The sequence below is a fragment of the Microbacterium sp. CJ77 genome (assembly GCF_002911615.1).
Classification (GTDB): Bacteria; Actinomycetota; Actinomycetes; order Actinomycetales; family Microbacteriaceae; genus Microbacterium.
This window is the reverse complement of sequence record NZ_PQBR01000019.1, coordinates 43,770-65,764: the sequence shown is the minus strand read 5'-3', so window position 1 is coordinate 65,764 and position 21,995 is coordinate 43,770. Positions and strand designations below refer to the sequence as shown.

The window sequence follows — 21,995 nt, the reverse complement described above, 5'->3', positions numbered from 1 at the left end:
AAGAATCCAGGTTCTTTCGAGACATGATTTCGTCAAATAGGGTCCGGATCGCGGTGGAATGGACGAGAGCCGAGAAAGTAGGAGCGCATCGTGGCACTTGCCGAATCCCTGAGCACCCGCATCGCCGTCCCCCGTCGCGTCACCGACTTCGGACAGCGTCCGGCCGACGAGCCGGGCCTGACCGAGTTGCTCGCCTGGGTCGATGACGTCGCCGCCCTCACGCAGCCCGCTCGTGTGCACTGGATCGACGGATCGCGCGCCGAGAACGAGGCCCTGCTGCGACAGATGGTCGACGACGGCACGCTCATCCGGCTGAACCCCGAGTGGCGCCCCGGCTCGTACCTCGCGCGCTCCCACCCGAAGGACGTGGCGCGCACCGAGGGGCGCACCTTCATCGCCTCCGAGCGCGAAGAGGATGCCGGTCCGACGAACAACTGGGCCGACCCGACCGAGATGCGCGAGACGATGTCGCGGATCTTCGCCGGGAGCATGCGCGGCCGCACGATGTACGTCGTCCCGTTCTCGATGGGCGCCGTCGGCGGCCCGCTCTCGCACATCGGCGTGCAGATCACCGACAGCCCCTACGCGGTCACGAGCATCGGCATCATGACCCGCGTCGGCGCGGACGTGACCGATCTGATCGCGAACGGTGCCCCGTGGGTGCGCACCGTTCACTCGGTCGGTGCGCCTCTCGCGCCCGGCGAGAAGGATGTCGCCTGGCCGTGCAACGACGAGAAGTACATCGTGCACTTCCCCGACACTCTCGAGGTCTGGTCGTACGGATCGGGGTACGGCGGCAACGCGATCCTCGCCAAGAAGTGCTTCGCGCTGCGGATCGCCTCGGTCATCGGACGAGACGAGGGATGGCTCGCCGAGCACATGCTGCTCATCCGCGTCATCGACCCGCAGGGCCGGAAGTACCACATCGCCGCCGCGTTTCCCTCCGCCTGTGGCAAGACGAACCTTGCGATGCTGCGCCCGACGATTCCGGGCTGGCGTGTCGAGACGCTCGGCGACGACATCGCCTGGATCCGCCCCGGCGAGGACGGTCGCCTCTGGGCGATCAACCCCGAGGCCGGGTTCTTCGGCGTCGCACCCGGCACGGGTGAGTCGACCAACGTCACAGCGGTCGAGACCCTGTGGGGCAACACGATCTTCACGAACGTCGCGTTGCGACCCGACGGCGACGTCTGGTGGGAGGGCCTGACCGACGAGGCGCCGCCGCACCTCACCGACTGGGAGGGCAATCCCTGGACACCGGCATCCGGTCGTCCGGCCGCGCACCCGAACTCGCGCTTCACCGTGAGCGCCGCGCAGTGCCCGCAGATCGCGCCGGACTGGGACGCTGCCGAGGGCGTGCCCCTCGACGCGATTCTCTTCGGGGGTCGACGGGCGACGAACGTGCCGCTCGTGGTCGAGGCGACCGACTGGACGCACGGGGTGTTCATCGGCTCGAACATCTCGTCCGAGCGGACGGCCGCCGCCGAGGGCACGGTCGGCGAGCTGCGCCGCGATCCTTTCGCGATGCTGCCGTTCTGCGGGTACAACATGGCGGACTACTTCGGTCACTGGCTGAAGGTCGGTCAGAACCTGCGGTTCGACCGCGCGCCGCGCATCTTCCAGGTCAATTGGTTCCGCCGCGGCACCGACGGCCGGTTCCTGTGGCCAGGATTCGGCGATAACTCGCGCGTCATCGAGTGGATCATCCGTCGTGTCCAGGGCGAGGTCGGGGCCGTCGAGAGCCCGATCGGTCGGCTCCCGCGCACGGAAGACCTGAACCTCGACGGGATCGACGTTCCCGAGGCCGACCTCGAAGAGCTGTTCGCGGTCGATCCGGCGACGTGGCAGGCAGAGGCCGACCTCACCGAGGAGTTCTACGCGACGTTCGAGGGTCGCGTGCCGGCGGCGCTGCAGGCCGAGTTGTCGGCGCTGCGCTACCGCCTGCGCACCTGACTCCCGGCCCACCCCGCGCGGCCGGCACTTGGGGCGCTGAATTCGTGTTGGGGCGCGGAGTATCACGCCCCGACGTTGGCGCGACGCCCCGGGTGGGCTCGGAGTGGCGGTTCGGCCGACGCCCCGGGCGCGATCGGTATCTGGGGCGCTGAATTCGTGTCGGGGCGCGGAGTATCACGCCCCGATGTCGGCGCGACGCCCCGGGTGGGTTCGGAGTGGCGGTTGGCCCGACGCCCCGGGCGCAACCGGCACTTGGGGCGCTGAATTCATGTTGGGGCGCGGAGTACCACGCCCCGACGTTGGCCCGACGCCCCGGGTGGGCTCGGAGTGGCGGTTTGCTCGACGCCCCGGGCGCGATCGGTATCTGGGGCGCTGAATTCGTGTTGGGGCGCGGAGTACCACGCCCCGACGTTGGCGCGACGCCCCGAGTGGGCCCGGAGTGGCGGTTGGGTCGACGCCCCGGGCGCGATCGGTATCTGGGGCGCTGAATTCGTGTTGGGGCGCGGAGTATCACGCCCCGACGTTGGCGCGACGCCCCGGGTGGGCTCGGAGTGGCGGTTCGCCCGACGCCCCGGGTGGGCTCGGAGTGGCCGTTGGCCCGACGCCCCGACCCGGGCGGGAGAGGCTCAGACGAGCAGCTGGTGCTTGGCGAGCTCGCGATACAGCGGCGTCGACACGACGAGCTCGGAGTGCGTGCCCTGACCGACGACGCGACCCTGGTCGAGCACGACGATCAGGTCGCTGTCGACCACCGTGGAGAGACGGTGCGCGATGACGAGCAGCGTGCGCCCCGTCGCGACCGCGTCGATCGCGTCGCGCATCCGCTGCTCGTTGACGCCGTCGAGGGATGACGTCGATTCGTCGAGCAGCAGGATCGGGGGAGCGGACAGCAGGGCCCGCGCGATCGCGAGCCGCTGACGTTCGCCACCCGAGAGCATGACGCCGTCCTCGCCGACGGGCGCCTGCAACCCCTTGGGGCTTCGCTCCAGCACGTCACCGAGGTTGACGGCGCGCAGCACGGCCTCGCACTCGGCGTCGGTCGCTTCCGGTGATGCCAGCCGGAGGTTGTCGGCGATCGTGCCGGCCAAGGTCGGGGCATCCTGTTCGACGTAACCGAACCGCGCGCGCAACTCGGCGCGCGGGAGGATACGGATGTCCGCTCCGTCGAGCTCGATCGAGCCGGCCGTGGGGTCGTAGAAGCGCTCGAGCAACGACAGCACGGTGCTCTTGCCGGCGCCGCTCGGCCCGACGAGGGCCACGCGGGCGCCGTGGGGCACGTCGAACGAGACACCGCGCAGCACTTCGCGTGCGGCCTCCTGCTCTGCGGCGTCCTGGATTTCGGCGGTCTCTTGAGCGGGCTTCTCCAGGTGCACCTCTTCGAGGAGGGTGCGGGCCGCCGCCGCTGCGGCGGCGCGGGCCGCTACGACGTCGTCCGGGTAGCGGAAGTGCACATTCCGGAACGCCAGCGCCGGCGCGACGGTCGACGACCCGGATGCCGGGGCATCCGCTCGCTCCAGATCGGCGGCGACGGCCTCGTCGTCCTGATCCTCGGTCGGCAGGTCCAGCACCTCTTGGATGCGGCCGAGCGCGCCGAGCGCTTGGTTCACGCTCGTGATGGCGCCGAACGTCGAACCGAGGGGGCCGATCAGCATGAAGAGGAAGATGATGAAGGTCACCAGGCTGGCGATGCCGATCGCCCCCGACGCAACGCGGAAGCCTCCGACACCGAGCACGACGAGCAGCGACACCTGCAGCGCGATCCCCGCGACCGGGACGACGAGGGCCGAGACCTTCGCGATCCGCACGCCCACGCCGTACGCCTCGGTCGCGAGCGACGAGACCTGTGCGATCTCGCGCTCGGTCGCACCGGACGCGCGAACCGTGCGGATGGATCCGACCGCGCGTTCGACCCCCGAGGCGAGTTCGCCGACCTTGACCTGCTGTTCGGTCGAGGCGGTGCGGATGCGTCCGCTCAGCAGCACCACGACGGTGACGGACACCCCGATGACGACGACGATCAGGCCGAGGAGAAGTGGATCGATGATCGCCATGGCGATGAGGGCACCGACGAAGATGAGCGCGCTGCCGATCGCGTCGGCGAGTCCCTGCGTCAGCACGGCGTAGAGCAGCGTGGTGTCGGTGCCGACGCGCGACACGAGGTCGCCCGTGCGCCGCGCGTCGAACTCGCTGATCGGCAGGTGCAGGATGCGTGATATCAGCTTGCGGCGGCTGGAGTAGACGACGGCCGTGCCCGTCCGCTGCAGGAGATAGTGCTGGTACCCCGAGATGACCGAGGACACGATGACGAAGCCGATCAACAGCCAGATGAGGGCTCCGAGCGGCACCTCGTTCTGCACCCGCTCGATGATCTGGCCGACGAGCAGAGGCTGGACGAGCGTCGCACCGGCGCCCAGCACGCTGAGGATCGCGACGACGACCAGGACCCTCTTGTGCTCGAACAGGAACGGAAGCAGCTGGCGGAAGGTCGCTCGCGGGCCCTCGGGTTGGGTACGGCGGCGGCCGCGGCCTCGGGTGCTGGTGGTGTCGGACATGGTGTTCCTTGTGGTGGGACGGGCGCCGAATCGCGCTACCTTCGACCGTACTTCGTGTCCTCGATCCGGGGCCTCCCCCGCAGGACCGATATTGGCGCGAATGTCGGCGCCAATATGTGCCCGTGCGGTACTGTCGAGGCACTGTCGTGAGTTGACACCGCGGTGACAGGGTCGTCGCCGCAGAAGAACAGGAGGTCGGTCTTGGTTTCTGTTGCACCCGATGTCGAGTCGGCGCCCGGCGCACGGGTTGACCTCACCCAGCAGATCCGCGAGGCCATCCTGGGCGGTGAATTCGCTCCCCAGCAACGCCTCATCGAGGCCGACATCAGCGAACGCTTCGACGCGACGCGCGCCGCCGTCCGCACCGCCCTTCTCAACCTGACGGGGGAGGGGCTCGTCGAGCGACTTCCGAACCGCGGCGCACGTGTCCGGGCCATCAGCGTCGACGAGGCGGTCGAGATCGTCGAGGTCCGGATCGGCCTCGAGTCTCTCGTCGCGCGCAAGGCGGCCGAGAGACGCACCGACGCCGATGCCGAGCAGCTGCGCAATCTGCGCGATCGCATTCGCGCCGCGGTCTCCGGCGGAGACCTGGTCGAATACGCGCGTCTCAATCAAGAGATGGATCGACGGATCCGCGAGATCAGCGGGCACGAGACCGCGAGGCAGCTGCTCGAGCGCCTGCGCGCCCAGTCCGCACGCCATCAGTTCCGGCTGGCCTTCCACCCGGGCCGCGCCGCCGAATCCGCACCCGAGCACGTGGCGATCATCGATGCCGTGCTGGCGCAGGACGCGGACGCCGCCGAAGCGGCGACACGCGCGCACCTCGAGGGCATCGTCGGCGTGCTGCGCCGCCTGGACTGAGACACACAGAAGAACGGCCCGGTCGAGAACTCGACCGGGCCGTTCTTTCGTGTTCAGGCTGGCGTTATCCGAACTGCTCGGCTTATCCGAACTGCTCGGCGGTCGCGTAGCCCTTGCCGTTGTACTTCTGGACGGTCACGCCGGAGATGGCCGGCTGCCCGTCCACCGTCGTGTCGATGGAAGCCCCCTCGAGCATCAGCGGTGCGGTGAAGTCCTTGATGGTGCGCAGCTGCTCCATGAAGTTCTCACGCGTCGGCTCCGTCATCTTGGCGAAGACCTGCTCGAGCGTCGCACCGATCTGGTAGCTCCACACGCAGTGCGGGAAGGCCGGGACATCCGGGTAATCCGCGTACTCGGCGAGGTTCGCCAGGAAGGCCGCGCCCTCTTCGCTCTCTGCGAAGGTGGGAGCGGACGCCGACTGCGCGAACGCGACGGTGTAGATGCCGGGGAACGCAACGGCGTTTCCGGGGGTGAGGATCGCGCCCGGGCTCGACGTGTTCGAGGGCAGGAACCAGCTGGGCAGCCAGCCGAGCTCCTGCGTCTTGAGCAGCGACGAGATGACGAGCGGCGTGATCGACATCGCGTTGAAGAACACGTCCGCGCCGGTGGCCGCGAGCTCGGTGAGCTGCGCGTTGACGTCGGTGTCGGTGGCCTCGTAGGTCAGTTCGTCGACGATCTCGATGTTGTCGGCGCCCTCGATGGCCTCCTTGAAGCCCTCGACGTAGCCCTCGCCGTAGTCGTCGTTCTGCGCCAGAATGGCGACCTTGTGGTCTTCGCTGGAGCTGGCGAGCAACTCACCGAACGCGGCGCCCTCGTTCTGGTAGATCGGCACGAAGCCGAGCTGCCATGGGCTTTCTTCCTCGTTGCTGAAGATCGGGTCGCCGGTCTGGATCAGCACCTGGGGCACCTCGTCGGCGATCGCGGCTTCGCGGTAGGCGCGGTTGGTCGGCGTGCCGAGGCCCGACGTCATCAGGAAGGCGCTGCTCTCGAGCTGCTGGAAGTTCGCGAGCGCCTTCTGCGGGTCGTACGCGTCGTCCAGGGCGTCGATCTTGACCTCACGGGTCTTGCCGTCGCCGAACTCCACGCCGCCCTCGGCGTTCTTCGCGCCGAACCATGCCGTGATGCCGGCAACCGTGCACGTACCGGGGCCCGCCGTGGCGCCGCTGAGCGGAGTGGTGATACCGAGCGTGATGCTCGTGTCGGTGATTCCGGGGCTGGCCTCGGCGGGTCCATCGCTGGACCCGCCGCCGTCGCCTCCGCGGGAGCACCCGGCGGCCAGGACGGCGACGATGCCGATGCCTGCAACGACCGAGGTGATCCGCGTCTTCTTGCGCAGTGTGCTCATGTCACGTGCCTCTCTTCTTCTGTCTGTGTGTTGTGTGATGCGGGGGAGGATGAAGTCGGTGGTGTGGGCTCGGGACTCACCGAGCCGCCGGGCCGTCCGCCGCCGCGCTTCCGACGCCAGAGGCGCGGGAGCGAGACGAGACCACCGGGCAGGATGAAGAGGATCAGCAGCAGGATCGCGCCCTGCAGGGCAGCGGTCAGGTTCGGGTCGATCAGGTTCGTCAGCTGGGGGGCGAGCACGTAGTACGCGCCTCCGAGGAGGGACCCGATGATGCTTCCCGCGCCGCCGATGACCATCGAGGCCAGGAGCGTGATGGAGTGTCCGAAGCTCATCGTCTCGGGCGACGTGTACTGCACGACGACCATGTACAGGAAGCCGGCGACGCCACCGATCAGCGAGGCGATCGTGAAGGCGAGCACCTTGTAGCGGTAGGGCGAGATCCCCATGGACGAGGCGACGGCCTCGTTGCTCTTCACGATTCCGAACGCCCGGCCGAACTTGCCGCGCACGAGGTTGCGCGTCAGCACGAAGGTCGCTGCGCCGATCACGATGACGATGTACAGCTGCCACTGGTCATCGAACAGTCCGGTCCATTCCGGAGCATCCGAGAACCGTGCCGACGTTCCCTGCGATCCGCCGGTGAACTCCGACAGGCGCTTCGCGAGGGGCACGCCGACGATCGGCAGGGCGATCGTGACCATCGCGATGGCGAGTCCGCCGAGTCGCGCCGCCGCCAGTGCGACGAGAAGTCCCGCGATACCGGGGATCAGCACGGCGAGCAGGAAGACCAGGACGATGTTCCAGTCGTTGTTCACGCCGTACGCGGTGACGTAGGCGCCGACTCCGACGAAGAAGATCTGTCCGAGCGATACCTGCCCGGTGTAGCCCATGACGACGTTGAGGCCGAGGACCGCGACGGCGAAGACGCCGATACGCGCGATCGTCTGGTTGGCGAACTCCGGCAGGACCAGCGGCGCCACGAGCAGGACGACCGCGATGAGCACGACACCGCCCCAGCGGACCCACGGATTGTTCTTGAGACTTGCTGCCTGCGCCATCACACTCGCACCACGTCTTTCCGGCCGAAGAGACCCTGGGGGCGGACGATCAGCACGACGAAGATCAGGATGAACGGCACCGCGATCTTCAGGTCGTATCCGATGATCGGGACGTAGACGGCGGCGAGGTTCTCGAGGATGCCGATGGCCCACGCGGCGATCACCACGCCGATGGGACTCGACATCCCGCCCAGGATGACGGCGGCGAGTGCGTATACGAGCGCCGTGTCCATCATTCCGGGCGTGAGGGTGAGCTGCGGGGCGATCAGTGCGCCCGCCACGGCGCCGAGAACGGCCGCGAGGCCCCATCCGGTCATCAGGAGCCGACCGACGGGCAGGCCCGAGAACGACGCAGATTGCGGGTTGCTCGCCACGGCGCGCAACGCGAGACCGAGCTTCGTGCGCAGGAAGAGCAGCTGCAGGAGGAGCATGATCCCGACGATCACGAGCGTCGTGCCGATCGAGCGCACGCTGACGACGGCGCCGAGGATGTTGATGCTGTCGAGGGGGAAGAGCGACGGGAACTGGAGGTTGTTGTAGCTCCAGATCCAGCCGCAGATTCCCGTGATGAGGGTGAGTAGACCCACCGTCACGACGATCGCGGTGTCGGGCTCGCCGCCCTCGAAGCGACGCATCAGGAAGCGCTCGATGACCGCCCCGAGCAGGAACGACACGATGACCGAGGCGATGATCGCGACGATCAGCGGCAGCCCGAGCTGCAAGAAGGCGTAGGCGAAATAGGCCGAGAGCACGGCCATCCCGCCCTGCGCGAAGTTGATGAGCCCCGTGGCCTGGTTCACCAGCACGATCGCGAGCGCGAGCGCCGCGTAGATCGAGCCGGCCGACAGGCCGTCGATGACGAGTTGGACGAAGGTACCCATCGCTCAGCCTCCCAGGTAGGCGCGGCGGATCTCGTCCATGCCCTTGAGCTCGGACGAGGTTCCGGTGAGGACGTTCCTGCCGGTCTCGAGCACGGTGGCCGAGTCGACGAGGCTGAAGGCGAGGTTGGCGTTCTGCTCGACCACGAGCATCGCGATTCCGGACTCGCGGCGCAGGCGCGCGATCGCGTCGTAGACGTTGCGCGCGGTGCTCGGGGCGAGTCCGAGGGATGCCTCATCGAGCAGCAGTAGTCGGGGTCGCGCCATGAACGCCCGGCCGACGGCCAGCATCTGCTGCTCGCCGCCCGAGAGCGCGGCCGCGTGAGAGCCGATCCGATCCTTCAGCTGGGGGAAGAGTTCGAGGCAATAGTCGATGTCTTCGGCGATCGCCTTGCGGTCCTTCCGCAGATACGACCCGACGCGCAGGTTGTCGCGGACGGAGAGCTGCCCGAGCGTGCCGCGCCCCTCGGGGACGTGTGCGATGCCGAGGGCGGCGACCTGATCCGGCCGCATGCCGCTGATCTCGCGCCCGTCGAACCGGATGCTGCCGCCGGTCCGCACGATGCCGCTGATGGCTCGGAGGGTCGTGGTCTTACCCGCTCCGTTCGCGCCGAGGATGCCGACGGCACCGCCATCGGGAACGCTCAGCGAAACGCCCTCCAGCACCTGGACGGAGCCGTACCAGGCCGTGACGTCGACCAGCTCAAGCAGCGTCATCCGCGGATTCCTTTCCGATGTACGCCTCGATCACGCGGGGGTCGGACTGCGCTTCGGCGGCCGTGCCCTCCATGAGCTTGCGTCCGTGGTCGAGGACGACGACGCGGTCGGTGAGCGCCGAGATGAGGCCCATGTGGTGCTCGACGATGACGATCGTGATGTCTTCTTCGTCGCGCAGCCGCCGGACCGTGGCGATGAACTGCTCCACCTCGCCGTGCGACAGGCCGGCCGCGGGCTCGTCGAGCAGCAGCAGACGCGGGCGCGAGATCAGGGCGCGGCAGAGCTCGATGCCCTTGTGCAGCCCGTGCGACAGTTCGTCCGCCGGAAGGTCCGCGGCCCAGCCGAGTCCGTTGCGCTCGAGCAGAGCACGCGCCTCGATGCGCAGGTCGCGCTCGGCGCGGGGCGTCGGGGGCAGACGCAGCGACCACGAGATCGGGCCGCGCGGAAGTCGCGAGTGCCCACCGAGCAGGACGTTCTCGAGGACGCTCGAGTGCAGCTGCAGCGCCGGGTGCTGGAACGTCCGTGCCAGCCCGAGGGCCGCCAGGCTCGACGGCCGGGTACCGAGGATCTCGGTGTCGTCGATCTTGATCGATCCCGAGGTGGGGCGGTAATGACCACTGATGCAGTTGAACAGCGACGTCTTGCCCGCTCCGTTGGGGCCCACGAGCCCGAAGATCTGGCCGGGCTCGACGGTGAAGCCGACGTCCTCGAGCACGCGGACGCCGCCGAAGCGCAGGTTCACCTCGTTCAAGGTCAGCTGAGCCGCCATCGCTACCGTCCTCGTCGTCGCACCATTGCACTCAGCGGGTCGGGCCCCGCCTGAGGGACGTTACGGACCGACACCCGCATTGTCAACGATTTTGGTGTGAGTCCGACGTGTCGTGTCGTGATTGTGATTCCACTATCGAAACCGGACTATTGACAGACCGAATTCCTATGAACGGAATTCGCGAACACATCTCGTCCGGCTCCTGCCTACCATGAGGCTTCCTCCACAGGAAGGTCGAAGATGACATCCGAATCCCTCGCCCAGGCGATCGCTCGAGCCGGCGGAGCCGTCGAACTGCTCCGCAACCAGAACTGGCCCGCCTTCACGTTCCCGGTGGCGCCCGAGTTCACCAACTGGCGTGACGAGCAGCGCGCGTGGAACACCACGGTCGCGCTCATGGACCAGTCGCACCACATGACGCAGCTCTTCCTCGGTGGCGACGACCTGATCCCCCTGCTCGAATCGATCTCGCCCAACACGTTCGCCACCTTCCGGCCGGGCGTGGCGAAGCAGCTCATCTCGGTCAACCAGGACGGCTACCTGATCGGTGACGGCATCCTGTTCTACAACTCGACCGAGCGTGAGGGTCTCGTCCTGATCGGGCACCACCTGCTCATCGACTGGGTACGCTTCAACGTCGAGAAGGCCGAGGCCGCGGGCAAAGACGTCCACCACCGCCTCGAGGGCAACTCGCACATGCGCCAGGGCCCGCCGACCTTCTATCGCTACGAGCTGCAGGGTCCGGCCGCGAACGAGGTCATGGAGAAGCTGTTCGGCGGTCCCGTGCCCGAGGTCAAGTTCTTCCACATCGGCGACTTCACGATCGCGGGCCGTGCGGTCAAGGGTCTGCGCCACGGCATGGCGGGACAGCCCGGGTTCGAGTTCTTCGGGCCGTGGGCCGACAACGAGGTCGTGCTGGACGCGATCCTCGAGGCCGGGGCCGAGTTCGGCATCCGACGGGTCGGCGCGAAGGCCTATTCGGCGACGCCGCTCGAGGCGGGCTGGGTGCCGACGCCCTTCCCCGCGATCTTCGACGACGACCTCGCCGAGTACCGCGAATGGCTGCCCGCCGACCGGGCCGGATCGATCGCCGGGTCGCTCTTCTCCGACGACATCCACGACTACTACATGACGCCGTACGACCTGGGCCTTGGGCGCTCGGTCCGCTTCGACCACGACTTCCACGGTCGCGAGGCGCTCGAGCGGCACAGGGAGTCGCAGAAGCGCCACAAGGTCACGCTGCTCTGGAACGCGGAGGACGTCGCGGACGTGGTGCGTTCGCAGGTCGAGCCGGGCGTTCCGGCCAAGTTCCTCGACTTCCCGAAGGGTCGCTACGGGCTCTACCAGATGGACGAGGTGCGCCTCGACGGCAAGCCGGTCGGCATCTCGACCGACGCGGGCTACGTCGCGTTCGACCAGTTGTACATGTCGCTCGCGACCCTCGATGTCGACATCCCCGACGGCGCTGTTGTCGAGGTGGTGTGGGGCGAGGACCCGATCTCGCGCAAGGTCTCGGTCGACGCCACTCACCGGCAGGTGCGGATTCGCGCAACGGTCGCGCCCGCGCCGTTCCACGACTGGGCCCGCACGGTCTACCGCGCGAACGACTGAGGCGCGCGTGGGCTAGCATGGCGCCCGTCCTCGACGAAGCTGCGGGGACGTCGCGTCGAGGAGGATGCCCATGGCCCGCGGATCCGCAGGTGAGTCCGTGCTGCACAAGCACCTGCGCATCCTGGAGTCGTTCGACGCATGGCATCCGTTCCTCACGCTCACCGAGATCGCGGAGGCCACGGGACTCGCGCCCTCGAGCGTGCACCGTCTGATCGGCGAGCTCGAGCGCGAGGGGCTGCTGGAGCGGCAATCCGATCGCACCTACCGTCTGGGCGTGCGGCTCTGGGAGTTCGCGAGCCGCACGCCGGGGGCGGTCGGCCTGCGCGAGATCGCCCGTCCCTGGCTGGGCGCGGTGCACGAGCGCGTCCGCCAGCACGTTCAGCTCGGTGTGCGCGCGGGCCGCGATGTCCTGTTCATCGAACGGATGTCGGCGCAGGACGCCGTGCTCAACGCCACGCTCATCGGCGGACGCATCCCGCTGTTCGCGTCGTCGAGTGGACTCGTGCTCGCGGCCTTCGGGGATCCGTCCGTCGTCGAGGACGTGATCGCCGCGGGCCTCCGCCCCTACACCGAGCACACGCTGGTCGACCCCGCCGCGCTCCGGCGCGAACTGCGGCGCGTGCGGGCCGACGGATTCTCGGTCACCTCGGGACACATCCACGCCGAGTCCCGCGGCATCGCCGTGCCGGTGACGGGGCCGGACGGTTCGGTGTACGCCGCCTTGAGTGTGGTCGTGCCGAACGACGGCGCGTCACCTCAACCGCACATCGATCTGCTGCGCCGCGCCGCGGTCGGCGTCTCACACGATCTCGCCCGGGCATACATGCCCGACGAGGACGATGGATCCCGGGGCATCCGCTCGCTCGTCGGATCCTCGCGCCGATCGATCGAATACCTGGAACGCCTCGCCCATGACCCCCACGATCCGCCCCCGCTGCCCCGGGTATCCTGACGGGAGTCATGACCAGAATCGCGATCATCGGCCTGGGTGAAGCCGGCCGTCTCTACGCCGCGGGCCTCTCGCGGGCGGGGGCCGAGGTTCGCGGCTACGACCCGTACCACGACGCGCGTGCGAGCGTCGACGGCGCTGTGATCGATCAGCGCGACGGGCTCGGTGACGCAGTGACGGGGGCCGACGTCGCGTTGAGTCTGGTCGGCGCGGCGGCGGCGCTCGACGTCGCGGCGGAGGTGCTGCCGCATCTCGGCGGCGACGCGGTCTTCGCCGATCTGAACACCACCTCACCCGACACGAAGCTCGAGATCGCGCGATTGGGCGATGCGGCCGGGGTGCCGATGGCGGACGTCGCCGTTCTCGCGCCCGTGCTCCGGGATGCGCACCGGACCGCGCTGCTCGCGAGCGGGGGAGGGGCGGACGCGTTCGCCGTCTTCATGTCTCCGTTCGGCGTGCCGATCACGGTCGTGCCCGGCGCGGCGGGCGAGGCCGCCCGTATGAAGCTGCTGCGGAGCGTGTTCATGAAGGGTCTCGCGGCGCTCGTGATCGAGAGCCTGGGCGCCGCCCGCGCCTCCGGCTCCGAGGAATGGCTGCGCGATCGCATCGCGCAGGAGCTCGGCGAGGGCGGCGCGGCTCTGGTCGATCGGCTCGTCACGGGCTCGTACGAGCACGCGCCGCGCCGCGCACAAGAGGTGCGCGCCTCCCTCGCCGAACTCGAGGCATCCGATCAACCCGCCGACATGACGCGAGCGACCCTGGCGTGGTTCGAGCGGATCCTCGCCGAGCGAGGCTCCGCCCGGCTCGACTGACCTACTCCAGCGCGTCGACGATCGTGAAGCCCGCACCGTTGTATTTCTGAACGACGACCGTGCTCATGGCCGGTCGGTCGTCGGATGTCGTGTCGATCACGCCGCCATCGAGCAGGAACGGGGCCGGGTAGTCGCTGATCGACCGCAGCGCTTCCATGAAGCTCTCGCGCGTCGGCTCCTCCATCTTCGCGAACGCCTGTTCGAGAACCGAGGCGCCGATCCAGCTCCACAAGCACTGCGGGAAGCTCGGGACGCCGGTCTGCGCCGTGTACTCCGCGAGCGCGTCGAGGAACGGGCCGCTGTTGGGGTCATCGGTGAACAGCGGCGAGCCCGCAGTCATCGACGATGCGGTCGTGTAGATCCCGGGGAAGGCGCCCGCCACGCCGGAGGGGACGAGGAAGGCCGCGGGGCTCGCCGAGACGGAGGGGAGGAACAGGCTGGGGTGCCAGCCGATCGTGTCGGCCTGCTGCAGCGAGCCGATCACGAGAGGCGCAAGCGACGACATGGCGTTGAAGAAGACATCAGCGCCGGTCGAGGCGAGGTCGGTGATCTGCGCGTTGACATCGGTCGAGGTGGCTTCGTAGCCGAGCTCTTTGACGATCTCGACGTTGTCCGCTCCCTCGATCGCGGCCTTGAAACCCTCGACGTAGCCCTGGCCGAAGTCGTCGTTCTGGAAGAGGATGGCGACTTTGTGATCACCGGGCGAGCTGGCCAGCAGCTCGCCGAATGCCTCGCCCTCCTGCTGATAGATCGGAAGCAGTCCCAGCTGCCACGGGCTCTCTTCGCGGTTGCTGAAGAGCGGGTCACCCGTCTGCAGCAGGACCTGCGGGAATTCCGCATCGATCGCGGCCTCGCGCCAGGCCCGGTTCGTGGGCGTTCCCAGGCTCAGGGCGGCGGCGAACGCGCCGTCCGCCTGCATCTGCTGGAAGTTCGCCAGCGCGCGCTGGGGGTCGTACCCGTCGTCGTACGCCTTGAACTCCACGGTGCGCGTCTTGCCGTCGCCGAACTCGATGCCGCCCGCGGCGTTCTTCGCCTCGAAGTAGGCCAGGCCGCCGTCGACGGCGCAGTTGCCGACGCCGGCGGCGTTTCCCGTGAGCGGGGCCGTCGTGCCGATCGTGATCGTTGTATCGGTGATACCGGGGCTCGCCTCGACAGAGCCATCGGATGCTGCGCCCGTTCCCGCACCCCCTCGGGCGCATCCGGTCACTGTCAGGGCAATGACACCGATCGTGGCGAGCGTCGCGTATGCGCGTCGCGAGGAACCTGAGATCTTCATCGAGCTGTGCCTCTCGTGGTGGTGACGCTCATCCCGTCCTGGTCTTCGCTGACCGCGACGGTTGTCGATGGCGCCTCGACCGCGTCCGTCGTTGCGGAGCGCGGCCGGGATGTGGATCCGCGTCCATCCTGTGGGCGTGCGTTTCGCCGGTCAAACAGAACAATGCGAGGAAGATGCACGATTTTGGCGTGCTATACAGTGGGGCGCATGGTCACCGACGACCCGCAACTCGAGGCACAGCTCACGCGCGGCGAACTGACGTTTCGGCAACTCGCCCACTTCGTCGCGGCCGCAGAGGCGGGCACGATCAGCGGTGCCGCGAAGCGCCTTCGATTCTCGCCCTCGGCCATCTCGGCGTCCATCACCGAGCTCGAGCGGGCGCTCGGAGCCGAGTTGTGCGTGCGGCGCCGCGCACAGGGGGTCACACTCACGTCCACCGGAACCCTCGTCCTCGAGAAGGCGCGCAGGCTGCTCGAGGACGTCGCCGAACTGAACTACGCCGTGCAGGGCGGCGGGACCGAACTCGTCGGACCCCTCGTGGTCGGGTGCTTCGCGACTCTTGCCCCCGCAGTGCTGCCCCGCATCCTCGAGGAATACGAGGCCCGGCACCCGCGGGTATCCATCGACTTCGTCGTCGGCGCGCAGGACGAGTTGAGTGCTGCGCTGAGATCGGGAGCCATCGACGCCGCCATCATGTACGACATGGGAGGGCTCGACGCACTCGAGTCCTTCGAGCTGTACGTTGCCCGGGGATACGCCCTCTTCGGCGCCGGCCATCCGTTCGCGGCGAAGCGTGAGGTCACGCTCGAAGAGTTGGCCAACCTGCCACTCGTGCTGTTCGATCAGACACCGAGCACCCGGTACGCGATGTCGATGTTCGAGGCACGGGGCCTCGTGCCCCGCGTCCGCCACCGCACCCACGCGTTCGAGCTCACGCGGTCGATCGTGGCGCGATCCGATTCTGCCTATGCCGTGCTCGTGCAGCGTCCCGCCAACAAGCTGAGCTACGAAGGACTGGATCTGGTCGAGCGAGAGATCGTACCCGCACCACCGTCGGTCAACGTCGTGTTTGCGTGGGCGCGCGGAGTCGAGTTGTCGTCGCGCGCGCGGGCACTCGCTGATCTGGTCAGGCGCCAGTATGAGGTTCCCGCTCAATAACACGCCTCAGGCGTGCTTTATCGTCAGATTGTTCTGTTTGACCGCATAAGACGCGGGTGTTGAGGATGGACGCAACACTCACCCAGTCACCGCAGCATCGACGCTGCGGGAGAGGCGGCACTGATGACCACCACCCTGAACCCCACCGGCGCGCCGCGCGTCGCCCCTTCCCCCGCTCTCACGGCGGACGACGTCATCTCAGCGGCCGAGGGAATGATCCCTCTGCTCCGCGAGCGAGCGAGCGAGGTCGATCGCGACCGACGCATCCCGCAGGACACGTATCGACGACTGGGCGACGTCGGCCTTCTGCACGTGCTCAAGCCCAAGAAGTACGGCGGGCTCGAGCTCAGCGAACACGAGCACGCGCGCATCGCGATGAATCTGGCGCGCGGTTGCGCGTCGACCGCCTGGGTCTTCTCGATTCTCAGCTCCGACAACATGGCGATCCTCGCATTCCCGGAAGAGGTCCAGGACGAGATCTGGGGAGCGGACACCTACGCCACGCTCGCCGGTAACACCAACCTCAACCCGAAAGCCGTCGTGAAGAAGGTCGACGGCGGCTACCTGTTGACCGGAAAGTGGGGCTTTTGCAGCGGCTCGGACTTCTCCGAGTGGCTGATCTTCAACGCCCCCGTGGGAGAGGACGGCGAGGGGTACATGTTCCTCGTGCCGCACGACGAGGCCGAGACGATCGACGACTGGCATCCCACCGGCATGCGCGGCACCGGCAGCCGCTCGATGTCCGTGACCGAGGTGTTCGTTCCGGAGCATCGTGTCCAGCGCACGGCCGACACGGTGCGGAAGCTCAAGGAACGTCGATCGATGCACCCCACGTTCGACACGATGTACGCGACCTGGCCCTCGCACGGGCGTTTCCCGTTCGCCTCGTGCGCGGTCGGCGCGGCCTGGGGGGCGGCCGAGTACTTCACCGAGACCGTCGGGTCGTCGACGCGCGTCGCGAACGCCCTCGGCGGGTCCGTCAGCCTCGCCGAGCAGGAGTTCGTCGCGACGGAGTTCGCCCAGGCGCAGGGCGACATCCAGATGGCGCGGCTGCTGATCGAGAAGCGCAGCTTCGAGGCATCCGAGCGCGCCCGCATGCGCGAAGAATCCAGCGAGGCGGACACCGCCCGCGAGGCGCGCGACAACGCCCTCGTCACGCGGACGGCACTGCGGTCCGCACAGCAGATATTCTCGCTCGTGGGTGCCCGCGCGGGCAACGCCGAGCACCCGATCTCGCGCGCCAAGCGCGATATCGAGATGATCTCGCATCACGTGACCCTGAACTGGCGCCAGAGCGCGATCCGCTATCTCGCGTCCGTCTCATCGTCGGAGTCGGTCGCGCCGTGATCAACGCGGACGACTTCAAGGCCGCGTTCCGCTCCCACCCGGCGGGTGTGGCGCTGATAACCGCGGACGCGCACGGCGTGCCGATCGCGCTCACCGCTTCGTCGGTGTCGGCCGTCAGCGCCGATCCGCCGCTGCTGATGTTCTCGGTGTCGGTGCACAGCTCGAGCGCGGTCGTGCTCCGCCTCGCCGACACGGTCGTGGTGCACCTGCTGTCGGCCGACAACCTCGACCTGGCGGTGCTCGGCGCGACGAGCGGCATCGATCGGTTCTCCGACACCGAACGGTGGCGGAGACTGGAAACGGGTGAGCCCGTCTTCGATGACGCGCACACGTGGCTGCGTGCGCGCATCCTGCACCGGATCGACGCGGGTGGATCGACGGTCTTCGTCGGCACCGCGATCGAGTCCCGGCTCGCGCGAGAGGGCAGCGGTGGCGGCGCGGAGGGGCTCGTCTACCAGAACCGCACGTGGCACCGCTTGAGCGCCGAGTCGGTAGCGGATCCCGCCGACCTGATCCGAGAGAGCGTGCGGTAGACGACGGAATCTCGCGTAATCGAAGAAAGGCCCGCACCCGTGAAGGGGTGCGGGCCTTTCGCTTTCAGGCTTAGAGCTGTCCGGTCGAGCGCCAGCCGCCCTGGTACTCCTGGCGAGCGGTTACGGCATAGGGGACCGGGCTGACGACCGCGCGGACCGCGATCTGCTCGTGCGGCTGGACGGTGGTCTTGGCGGATCCGCCGTTCGGCTCGCCCCAGACGACCTTCAGTTCGGTGCCGATGGGCACGTCGCGGTCGACGGTCGCGAGCGAGAGGCCGCGCTTCTCGTTCGCGGTCACACCGGTGAACAGCGACAGGCCGACGTTGTTGCCTTCGGCGTCGATCACCGCGTCGTAGTTCGACGAGCCGTAGTTGGCGTTCGGCAGGTCGAAGAACTGGTAGCCGACGCCCTCGCGGTCGATGACGCTCGTCAGGATCCTCTTCAGATCCTCGTCGTTCCAGGCGAGCGTGACCTTCTTGCGCTGCGTCTCGGGGTCGATCTTCTCGAGTGCGTCGCGGCCGATGAAGTCGTGGTCGAACTTCACGAACGAACCGTAGCCGAGCTCCCACGGGCTGAGGTAGTAGTCCTCGATGTTGTCGGAGACGAACGAGCCGGCGAGCGCGTTGATCGCCTCGTAGCTGTTCGCGGGCAGCCACTCGCGGTAGCCGCGCTCGGCCTCGCTCGAGTAGATGGCGGGCAGCGGCGAGGGGATCCAGCCCGACTCGAGCGTGTTCGAGGAGTAGGCGCGCGAGCCGCAGGGCTCGATGCCGAACTCGGCACCGGCCTCGAGGATCGCCTGGCGGATCTTTCCGTGCTGCTCGTACGGGCCCCAGAGCTCGAGCCCGGGTGCGCCGGCCATGCCGTGGCGGAGGGTGTGGACCTTCTCGCCCGCGATCGTCAGCTCGCCCATGTGGAAGAACTTGACCTTCTCGAGCTCGCCGCCGTTGAGCTTCTCGATGATCGGCCAGGCGTTCGGCCCCTGGATCTGGAAGCGGTAGTACTTGCGCGACACGGCCTCGCCGTAGGGGCGCGACGGGGAACGGTCGTCGTAGGTGACGTCGACCTTGTAGCCGCCGGTTTCGGCGTGGTACTGCAGCCAGTTCGCGCCCGGGGCACGACCGACGTACACGTAGTCGTTCTCGCCCTCGCGGAACAGGATGCCGTCACCGATCACACCACCGTTGGACGCGGTCGGCACGAACTGCTTGGCCGTGTTGACGGGAAAGTTCGTGAAGCTGTTGATGCCGGTCTCGGCGAGCAACTTCAGGGCGTCCGGGCCCGAGACGAAGAGGTTGACCATGTGGTGCGTCTGGTCGAACAACACCGCCGCTTCGCGCCACGCGATCTGCTCGCGGCGCCAGTTCGAGAACTCGGCCGGCACGACGGGGTAGATGTACGTGCCGAGCTTCGAGTTGCGCAGCATCTCGACGGTGTTGCCCGCCTCGTCGAGTACCTGCTGCAGATTGCTGGCCATGGTTATTCCTTTCAACATCTTTGTCGTGTGGTCCTGATGGTACGGAGGGCATATCACTATGTCCAGAGGGATTCAGCGTCGCCAGAATTGTAACCAATATCTTGACCATCGCGCTAGTGGTGTGATTCGCTGTCCAGACAAGACAGGAGTCCCCTATGGCAGAGACCACCCCTTCACTTCTTGTCGTCAGCGCTCACGCGGGCGATTTCGTGTGGCGTGCGGGCGGCGCGATCGCCGCCGCGACCCTGCGGGGCGAGCGGGCAACCGTGGTGTGCCTTTCTTATGGCGAGCGCGGTGAATCCGCGAGCCAGTGGCTCGCCGGCAAGCCGCTCGACGAGATCAAGGCCATCCGGCGGGACGAGGCTGCGGCCGCAGCGGCGGCCCTCGGCGCTGAGATCGAGTTTCTCGACCTCGGCGACTACCCGCTGATCGAGTCGCCCGAGGCGGTGGAGAAGCTCGTGGACGTCTACCGCCGCGTGCAGCCGACGGTCGTGCTGACGCATCCGCTCGCCGATCCCTACAACGGTGACCACCCCGCCGCGGCGCGGATGGCGCTGCAGGCACGCGTGCTCGCACAGGCGATCGGCGTGGCGAATTCGGACGGCTCGTTCCCGACGAAGGACGAGATCATCGGCGCTCCGCCCGTGTTCTTCTTCGAACCGCACCAGCCCGAGCAGTCGGACTTCAAGCCCAACGTGCTGCTCGACATCACCTCGGCCTTCCCCCTCAAGCAGAAGGCGATGGAGTGCCTGCCCGCGCAGAAGCACATGTGGGACTACTACACGTCCCTCGCCGTGCGCCGCGGCGTGCAGGTCAAGCGCAACGCGGGACCGAACCTCGGGCTGCCCGTCGACACGATGGGTGAGGCGTACATGCGCTATTACCCGCAGGTCACGGACGTGCTGGTATGACCGGCACGCAGCAGACCGGCCTCGTCGTGACCGACGTCGCCCGAGCCGACCCCGCGACGATCGACGCCCTCGGCGTGCACGGCGTCGCGACGGTCCACGAGGCGATGGGGCGCATCGGCCTCGTCGGGGCGGACATCCGTCCGATCCAGGATGGTTCGCGCATCGCCGGTTCGGCGGTCACGGTGCTGTCGTGGCCCGGCGACAACCTCATGATCCACGTCGCCATCGAGCAGTGTCGGCCCGGCGACATCCTGGTCGTCTCGACGACGTCACCCTCGGTCGACGGCGCGTTCGGCGAGCTGTTCGCGACCGCGCTCGCGCAGCGAGGTGTGCGCGGGCTCGTCACGACGACGGGCGTGCGCGACGTCGTCGACCTGCGCGACATGGGATTCCCGGTGTGGTCGAGCGCGATCAACGCCCAGGGCACCGTGAAGGCGACGGCCGGTTCGGTCAATGTTCCGATCGTCGTCGGGGGAGTCGTCGTGCGGGCGGGAGATGTCGTCATCGCCGACGACGACGGGGTGATGTGCGTTCCCCGTGCCGACGCCGCACGTGTGCTCGCGGCATCCGACTCCCGCGTGGAGAAAGAGGCGGCAGACCGTGCTGCCTATCAGGGCGGCGAGTTGAGCCTGGATCGCAAGGGACTTCGCGATGTCTTCCGCGAACTCGGTGGACGCTATGTGAGCGAAGCGGAGTACGAGGCGGAGCATGGCGGGCGCTGACGGCATCCGCTGCATGCTCATGCGGGGCGGCACCTCGAAGGGCGCCTACTTCGTCGCGGATGACGTGCCGGAGGACCCCGCGGAGCGCAACGACCTGATGCTGCGGGTCATGGGCAGCCCCGATCCGACCCAGATCGACGGACTCGGGGGAGCGCACCCGCTCACGAGCAAGGTCGCGATCGTTTCGCGATCGAGCGAACCCGGTATCGATGTCGATTACCTGTTCCTGCAGGTCGTCGTCGACAAGCCGATCGTCAGCGATGCGCAGACCTGCGGCAATCTGCTCGCGGGGGTCGGACCATTCGCGATCGAGCGGGGGCTGATCGAAGCGCGCGACGGTGAGACCCCGGTGCGCATCCGCATGCTGAACACGGGGGATGTCGCGACCACACGCATCCACACGCCCGGGGGAGTCGTCGACTACGACGGGGACTTCTCGATCGACGGCGTGCCGGGGATCTCGTGCGCGATCGAACTCGAGATCGGGGGAGACTCCCCCCTGTTCCCCACGGGGAACGTCGTCGACGAGATCGCCGGGCACCGCGTCACCCTGATCGACAACGGGATGCCCGTTGTGCTCCTGCGGGCGGACGAGTTCGATGTGTCGGGGGACGAGACGCCCGAACAACTCGAGTCGCGCCCCGACCTCGCCCGACAGATCGAAGAAATCCGCCTCCGGGCGGGCGCACTGATGGGACTCGGGGATGTCTCGGCGCAGACGGTGCCGAAGATGTTCCTGCTGTCGGCGCCACGCAAGGGTGGCGCGATTTCGACGCGGGCGTTCATTCCGTCGCGCATACACACGTCGATCGGTGTGCTGATGGCGGCATCCGTCGCCGCCGGCATCCGCATCCCGGGCGCCGTCGGCTCCGACCTGGCGGTCGAGGCCGAATCCGACCCGACCCTGATCGAGCACCCCACCGGCGCCTTCCCCGCGCGGGTCGCCGTCGAGCGACGCGCCGACGGCGTCTGGTACGGCACGTCCGTCTCGGAGCGCACGGCCCGCAAGATTTTTGACGGCACCGTGTTCCCCCGGCCGCGCCGGTAACCCTGCAAGATTCGACATCAG

General features: G+C 68.1%; 19 protein-coding genes. 11 read left to right on the top strand and 8 right to left on the bottom strand.

The window, feature by feature from the left end; all coding sequences use genetic code 11:
• The first annotated feature begins 90 nt into the window (after positions 1-90).
• Positions 91-1,953: a phosphoenolpyruvate carboxykinase (GTP) gene (locus C2868_RS10900; protein WP_374935778.1), complete on the top strand. Its 1,863-nt coding sequence runs from the start codon at positions 91-93 to the stop codon at positions 1,951-1,953.
• A gap of 626 nt (positions 1,954-2,579) precedes the next feature.
• Here C2868_RS10900 and C2868_RS10895 read toward each other — a convergent pair.
• Complete coding sequence (locus C2868_RS10895; protein ID WP_100810143.1) at positions 2,580-4,505, bottom strand: ABC transporter ATP-binding protein; 1,926 nt, start codon at positions 4,503-4,505, stop codon at positions 2,580-2,582.
• Positions 4,506-4,706: 201 nt separating this feature from the next.
• Here C2868_RS10895 and C2868_RS10890 point away from each other — a divergent pair, with 201 nt between their 5' ends.
• Positions 4,707-5,366, top strand: coding sequence for a GntR family transcriptional regulator (locus C2868_RS10890; protein WP_100810144.1), 660 nt, complete (start codon positions 4,707-4,709; stop codon positions 5,364-5,366).
• An 82-nt stretch (positions 5,367-5,448) separates the two neighbouring features.
• Here the strand turns inward: C2868_RS10890 and C2868_RS10885 are convergent, their stop codons facing one another.
• The 5 genes from C2868_RS10885 to C2868_RS10865 are packed head-to-tail and all read right to left on the bottom strand — an operon-like array spanning position 5,449 to position 10,133.
• Complete coding sequence (locus C2868_RS10885) at positions 5,449-6,711, bottom strand: ABC transporter substrate-binding protein (RefSeq protein WP_100810145.1); 1,263 nt, start codon at positions 6,709-6,711, stop codon at positions 5,449-5,451.
• The gene (locus C2868_RS10880; protein ID WP_100810146.1) at positions 6,708-7,769 is read right to left on the bottom strand and encodes a branched-chain amino acid ABC transporter permease; all 1,062 of its coding nucleotides are present in this window, start codon (positions 7,767-7,769) and stop codon (positions 6,708-6,710) included. The genes C2868_RS10885 and C2868_RS10880 overlap by 4 nt, the downstream gene beginning before the upstream one ends.
• Positions 7,769-8,650, bottom strand: coding sequence for a branched-chain amino acid ABC transporter permease (locus C2868_RS10875; RefSeq protein ID WP_100810147.1), 882 nt, complete (start codon positions 8,648-8,650; stop codon positions 7,769-7,771). Before C2868_RS10875 ends, C2868_RS10880 begins: the two co-directional genes overlap by 1 nt.
• A gap of 3 nt (positions 8,651-8,653) precedes the next feature.
• Positions 8,654-9,364 (bottom strand): ABC transporter ATP-binding protein, encoded by a 711-nt coding sequence (locus C2868_RS10870; RefSeq protein WP_100810148.1) that lies wholly within the window; start codon positions 9,362-9,364, stop codon positions 8,654-8,656.
• The gene (locus C2868_RS10865) at positions 9,351-10,133 is read right to left on the bottom strand and encodes an ABC transporter ATP-binding protein (RefSeq protein WP_100810149.1); all 783 of its coding nucleotides are present in this window, start codon (positions 10,131-10,133) and stop codon (positions 9,351-9,353) included. The genes C2868_RS10870 and C2868_RS10865 overlap by 14 nt, the downstream gene beginning before the upstream one ends.
• A 240-nt stretch (positions 10,134-10,373) precedes the next feature.
• Between C2868_RS10865 and C2868_RS10860 the strand changes: the two genes are divergently transcribed.
• The 3 genes from C2868_RS10860 (at position 10,374) to C2868_RS10850 (ending at position 13,505) form a co-directional block, all read left to right on the top strand.
• On the top strand, positions 10,374-11,744 hold the full coding sequence (locus C2868_RS10860) for an aminomethyltransferase family protein (protein ID WP_100810150.1): 1,371 nt from the start codon (positions 10,374-10,376) through the stop codon (positions 11,742-11,744).
• 70 nt (positions 11,745-11,814) lie between these two features.
• The gene (locus C2868_RS10855) at positions 11,815-12,696 is read left to right on the top strand and encodes an IclR family transcriptional regulator (protein ID WP_100810151.1); all 882 of its coding nucleotides are present in this window, start codon (positions 11,815-11,817) and stop codon (positions 12,694-12,696) included.
• Between the two features lie 8 nt (positions 12,697-12,704).
• The gene (locus C2868_RS10850; protein ID WP_100810152.1) at positions 12,705-13,505 is read left to right on the top strand and encodes a DUF1932 domain-containing protein; all 801 of its coding nucleotides are present in this window, start codon (positions 12,705-12,707) and stop codon (positions 13,503-13,505) included.
• 1 nt (position 13,506) lies between these two features.
• Here C2868_RS10850 and C2868_RS10845 read toward each other — a convergent pair whose 3' ends face one another.
• Entirely contained in the window at positions 13,507-14,781 is a 1,275-nt protein-coding gene (locus tag C2868_RS10845) for an ABC transporter substrate-binding protein (RefSeq protein WP_100810153.1), read from the bottom strand.
• Positions 14,782-14,988: 207 nt separating this feature from the next.
• Here C2868_RS10845 and C2868_RS10840 point away from each other — a divergent pair, with 207 nt between their 5' ends.
• The 3 genes from C2868_RS10840 (at position 14,989) to C2868_RS10830 (ending at position 17,819) form a co-directional block, all read left to right on the top strand.
• Positions 14,989-15,939, top strand: coding sequence for a LysR family transcriptional regulator (locus C2868_RS10840; RefSeq protein WP_181003445.1), 951 nt, complete (start codon positions 14,989-14,991; stop codon positions 15,937-15,939).
• Between the two features lie 123 nt (positions 15,940-16,062).
• On the top strand, positions 16,063-17,286 hold the full coding sequence (locus tag C2868_RS10835) for an acyl-CoA dehydrogenase family protein (protein WP_100810155.1): 1,224 nt from the start codon (positions 16,063-16,065) through the stop codon (positions 17,284-17,286).
• The gene (locus C2868_RS10830) at positions 17,283-17,819 is read left to right on the top strand and encodes a flavin reductase family protein (RefSeq protein WP_308455396.1); all 537 of its coding nucleotides are present in this window, start codon (positions 17,283-17,285) and stop codon (positions 17,817-17,819) included. The genes C2868_RS10835 and C2868_RS10830 overlap by 4 nt, the downstream gene beginning before the upstream one ends.
• Before the next feature lie 70 nt (positions 17,820-17,889).
• Here the strand turns inward: C2868_RS10830 and C2868_RS10825 are convergent, their stop codons facing one another.
• Positions 17,890-19,293, bottom strand: coding sequence for an aminomethyltransferase family protein (locus tag C2868_RS10825; protein ID WP_100810156.1), 1,404 nt, complete (start codon positions 19,291-19,293; stop codon positions 17,890-17,892).
• A gap of 155 nt (positions 19,294-19,448) precedes the next feature.
• On the opposite strand from C2868_RS10825, the gene C2868_RS10820 reads away from it, so the two are divergent.
• The 3 genes from C2868_RS10820 to C2868_RS10810 are packed head-to-tail and all read left to right on the top strand — an operon-like array spanning position 19,449 to position 21,974.
• Complete coding sequence (locus C2868_RS10820) at positions 19,449-20,204, top strand: PIG-L deacetylase family protein (RefSeq protein ID WP_100810157.1); 756 nt, start codon at positions 19,449-19,451, stop codon at positions 20,202-20,204.
• The gene (locus C2868_RS10815; RefSeq protein WP_100810158.1) at positions 20,201-20,926 is read left to right on the top strand and encodes a 4-carboxy-4-hydroxy-2-oxoadipate aldolase/oxaloacetate decarboxylase; all 726 of its coding nucleotides are present in this window, start codon (positions 20,201-20,203) and stop codon (positions 20,924-20,926) included. The genes C2868_RS10820 and C2868_RS10815 overlap by 4 nt, the downstream gene beginning before the upstream one ends.
• Positions 20,913-21,974 carry a 4-oxalomesaconate tautomerase gene (locus C2868_RS10810; protein ID WP_103663330.1) on the top strand — a complete coding sequence of 354 codons (1,062 nt, stop codon included), beginning with the start codon at positions 20,913-20,915 and terminating at the stop codon, positions 21,972-21,974. The genes C2868_RS10815 and C2868_RS10810 overlap by 14 nt, the downstream gene beginning before the upstream one ends.
• Positions 21,975-21,995: the final 21 nt, after the last annotated feature.

Bases quoted from the DNA above. Each gene is read 5' to 3' on its own strand.
- C2868_RS10840 (WP_181003445.1), top strand. From the start codon at position 14,989: ATGGTCACCGACGACCCGCAACTCGAGGCACAGCTCACGCGCGGCGAA.
- C2868_RS10880 (WP_100810146.1), bottom strand. From the start codon at position 7,769: ATGGCGCAGGCAGCAAGTCTCAAGAACAATCCGTGGGTCCGCTGGGGC.
- C2868_RS10825 (WP_100810156.1), bottom strand. From the start codon at position 19,293: ATGGCCAGCAATCTGCAGCAGGTACTCGACGAGGCGGGCAACACCGTC.
- C2868_RS10875 (WP_100810147.1), bottom strand. From the start codon at position 8,650: ATGGGTACCTTCGTCCAACTCGTCATCGACGGCCTGTCGGCCGGCTCG.
- C2868_RS10835 (WP_100810155.1), top strand. From the start codon at position 16,063: ATGACCACCACCCTGAACCCCACCGGCGCGCCGCGCGTCGCCCCTTCC.
- C2868_RS10865 (WP_100810149.1), bottom strand. From the start codon at position 10,133: ATGGCGGCTCAGCTGACCTTGAACGAGGTGAACCTGCGCTTCGGCGGC.
- C2868_RS10815 (WP_100810158.1), top strand. From the start codon at position 20,201: ATGACCGGCACGCAGCAGACCGGCCTCGTCGTGACCGACGTCGCCCGA.
- C2868_RS10810 (WP_103663330.1), top strand. From the start codon at position 20,913: ATGGCGGGCGCTGACGGCATCCGCTGCATGCTCATGCGGGGCGGCACC.
- C2868_RS10895 (WP_100810143.1), bottom strand. From the start codon at position 4,505: ATGTCCGACACCACCAGCACCCGAGGCCGCGGCCGCCGCCGTACCCAA.
- C2868_RS10870 (WP_100810148.1), bottom strand. From the start codon at position 9,364: ATGACGCTGCTTGAGCTGGTCGACGTCACGGCCTGGTACGGCTCCGTC.
- C2868_RS10860 (WP_100810150.1), top strand. From the start codon at position 10,374: ATGACATCCGAATCCCTCGCCCAGGCGATCGCTCGAGCCGGCGGAGCC.
- C2868_RS10845 (WP_100810153.1), bottom strand. From the start codon at position 14,781: ATGAAGATCTCAGGTTCCTCGCGACGCGCATACGCGACGCTCGCCACG.
- C2868_RS10855 (WP_100810151.1), top strand. From the start codon at position 11,815: ATGGCCCGCGGATCCGCAGGTGAGTCCGTGCTGCACAAGCACCTGCGC.
- C2868_RS10885 (WP_100810145.1), bottom strand. From the start codon at position 6,711: ATGAGCACACTGCGCAAGAAGACGCGGATCACCTCGGTCGTTGCAGGC.
- C2868_RS10850 (WP_100810152.1), top strand. From the start codon at position 12,705: ATGACCAGAATCGCGATCATCGGCCTGGGTGAAGCCGGCCGTCTCTAC.
- C2868_RS10820 (WP_100810157.1), top strand. From the start codon at position 19,449: ATGGCAGAGACCACCCCTTCACTTCTTGTCGTCAGCGCTCACGCGGGC.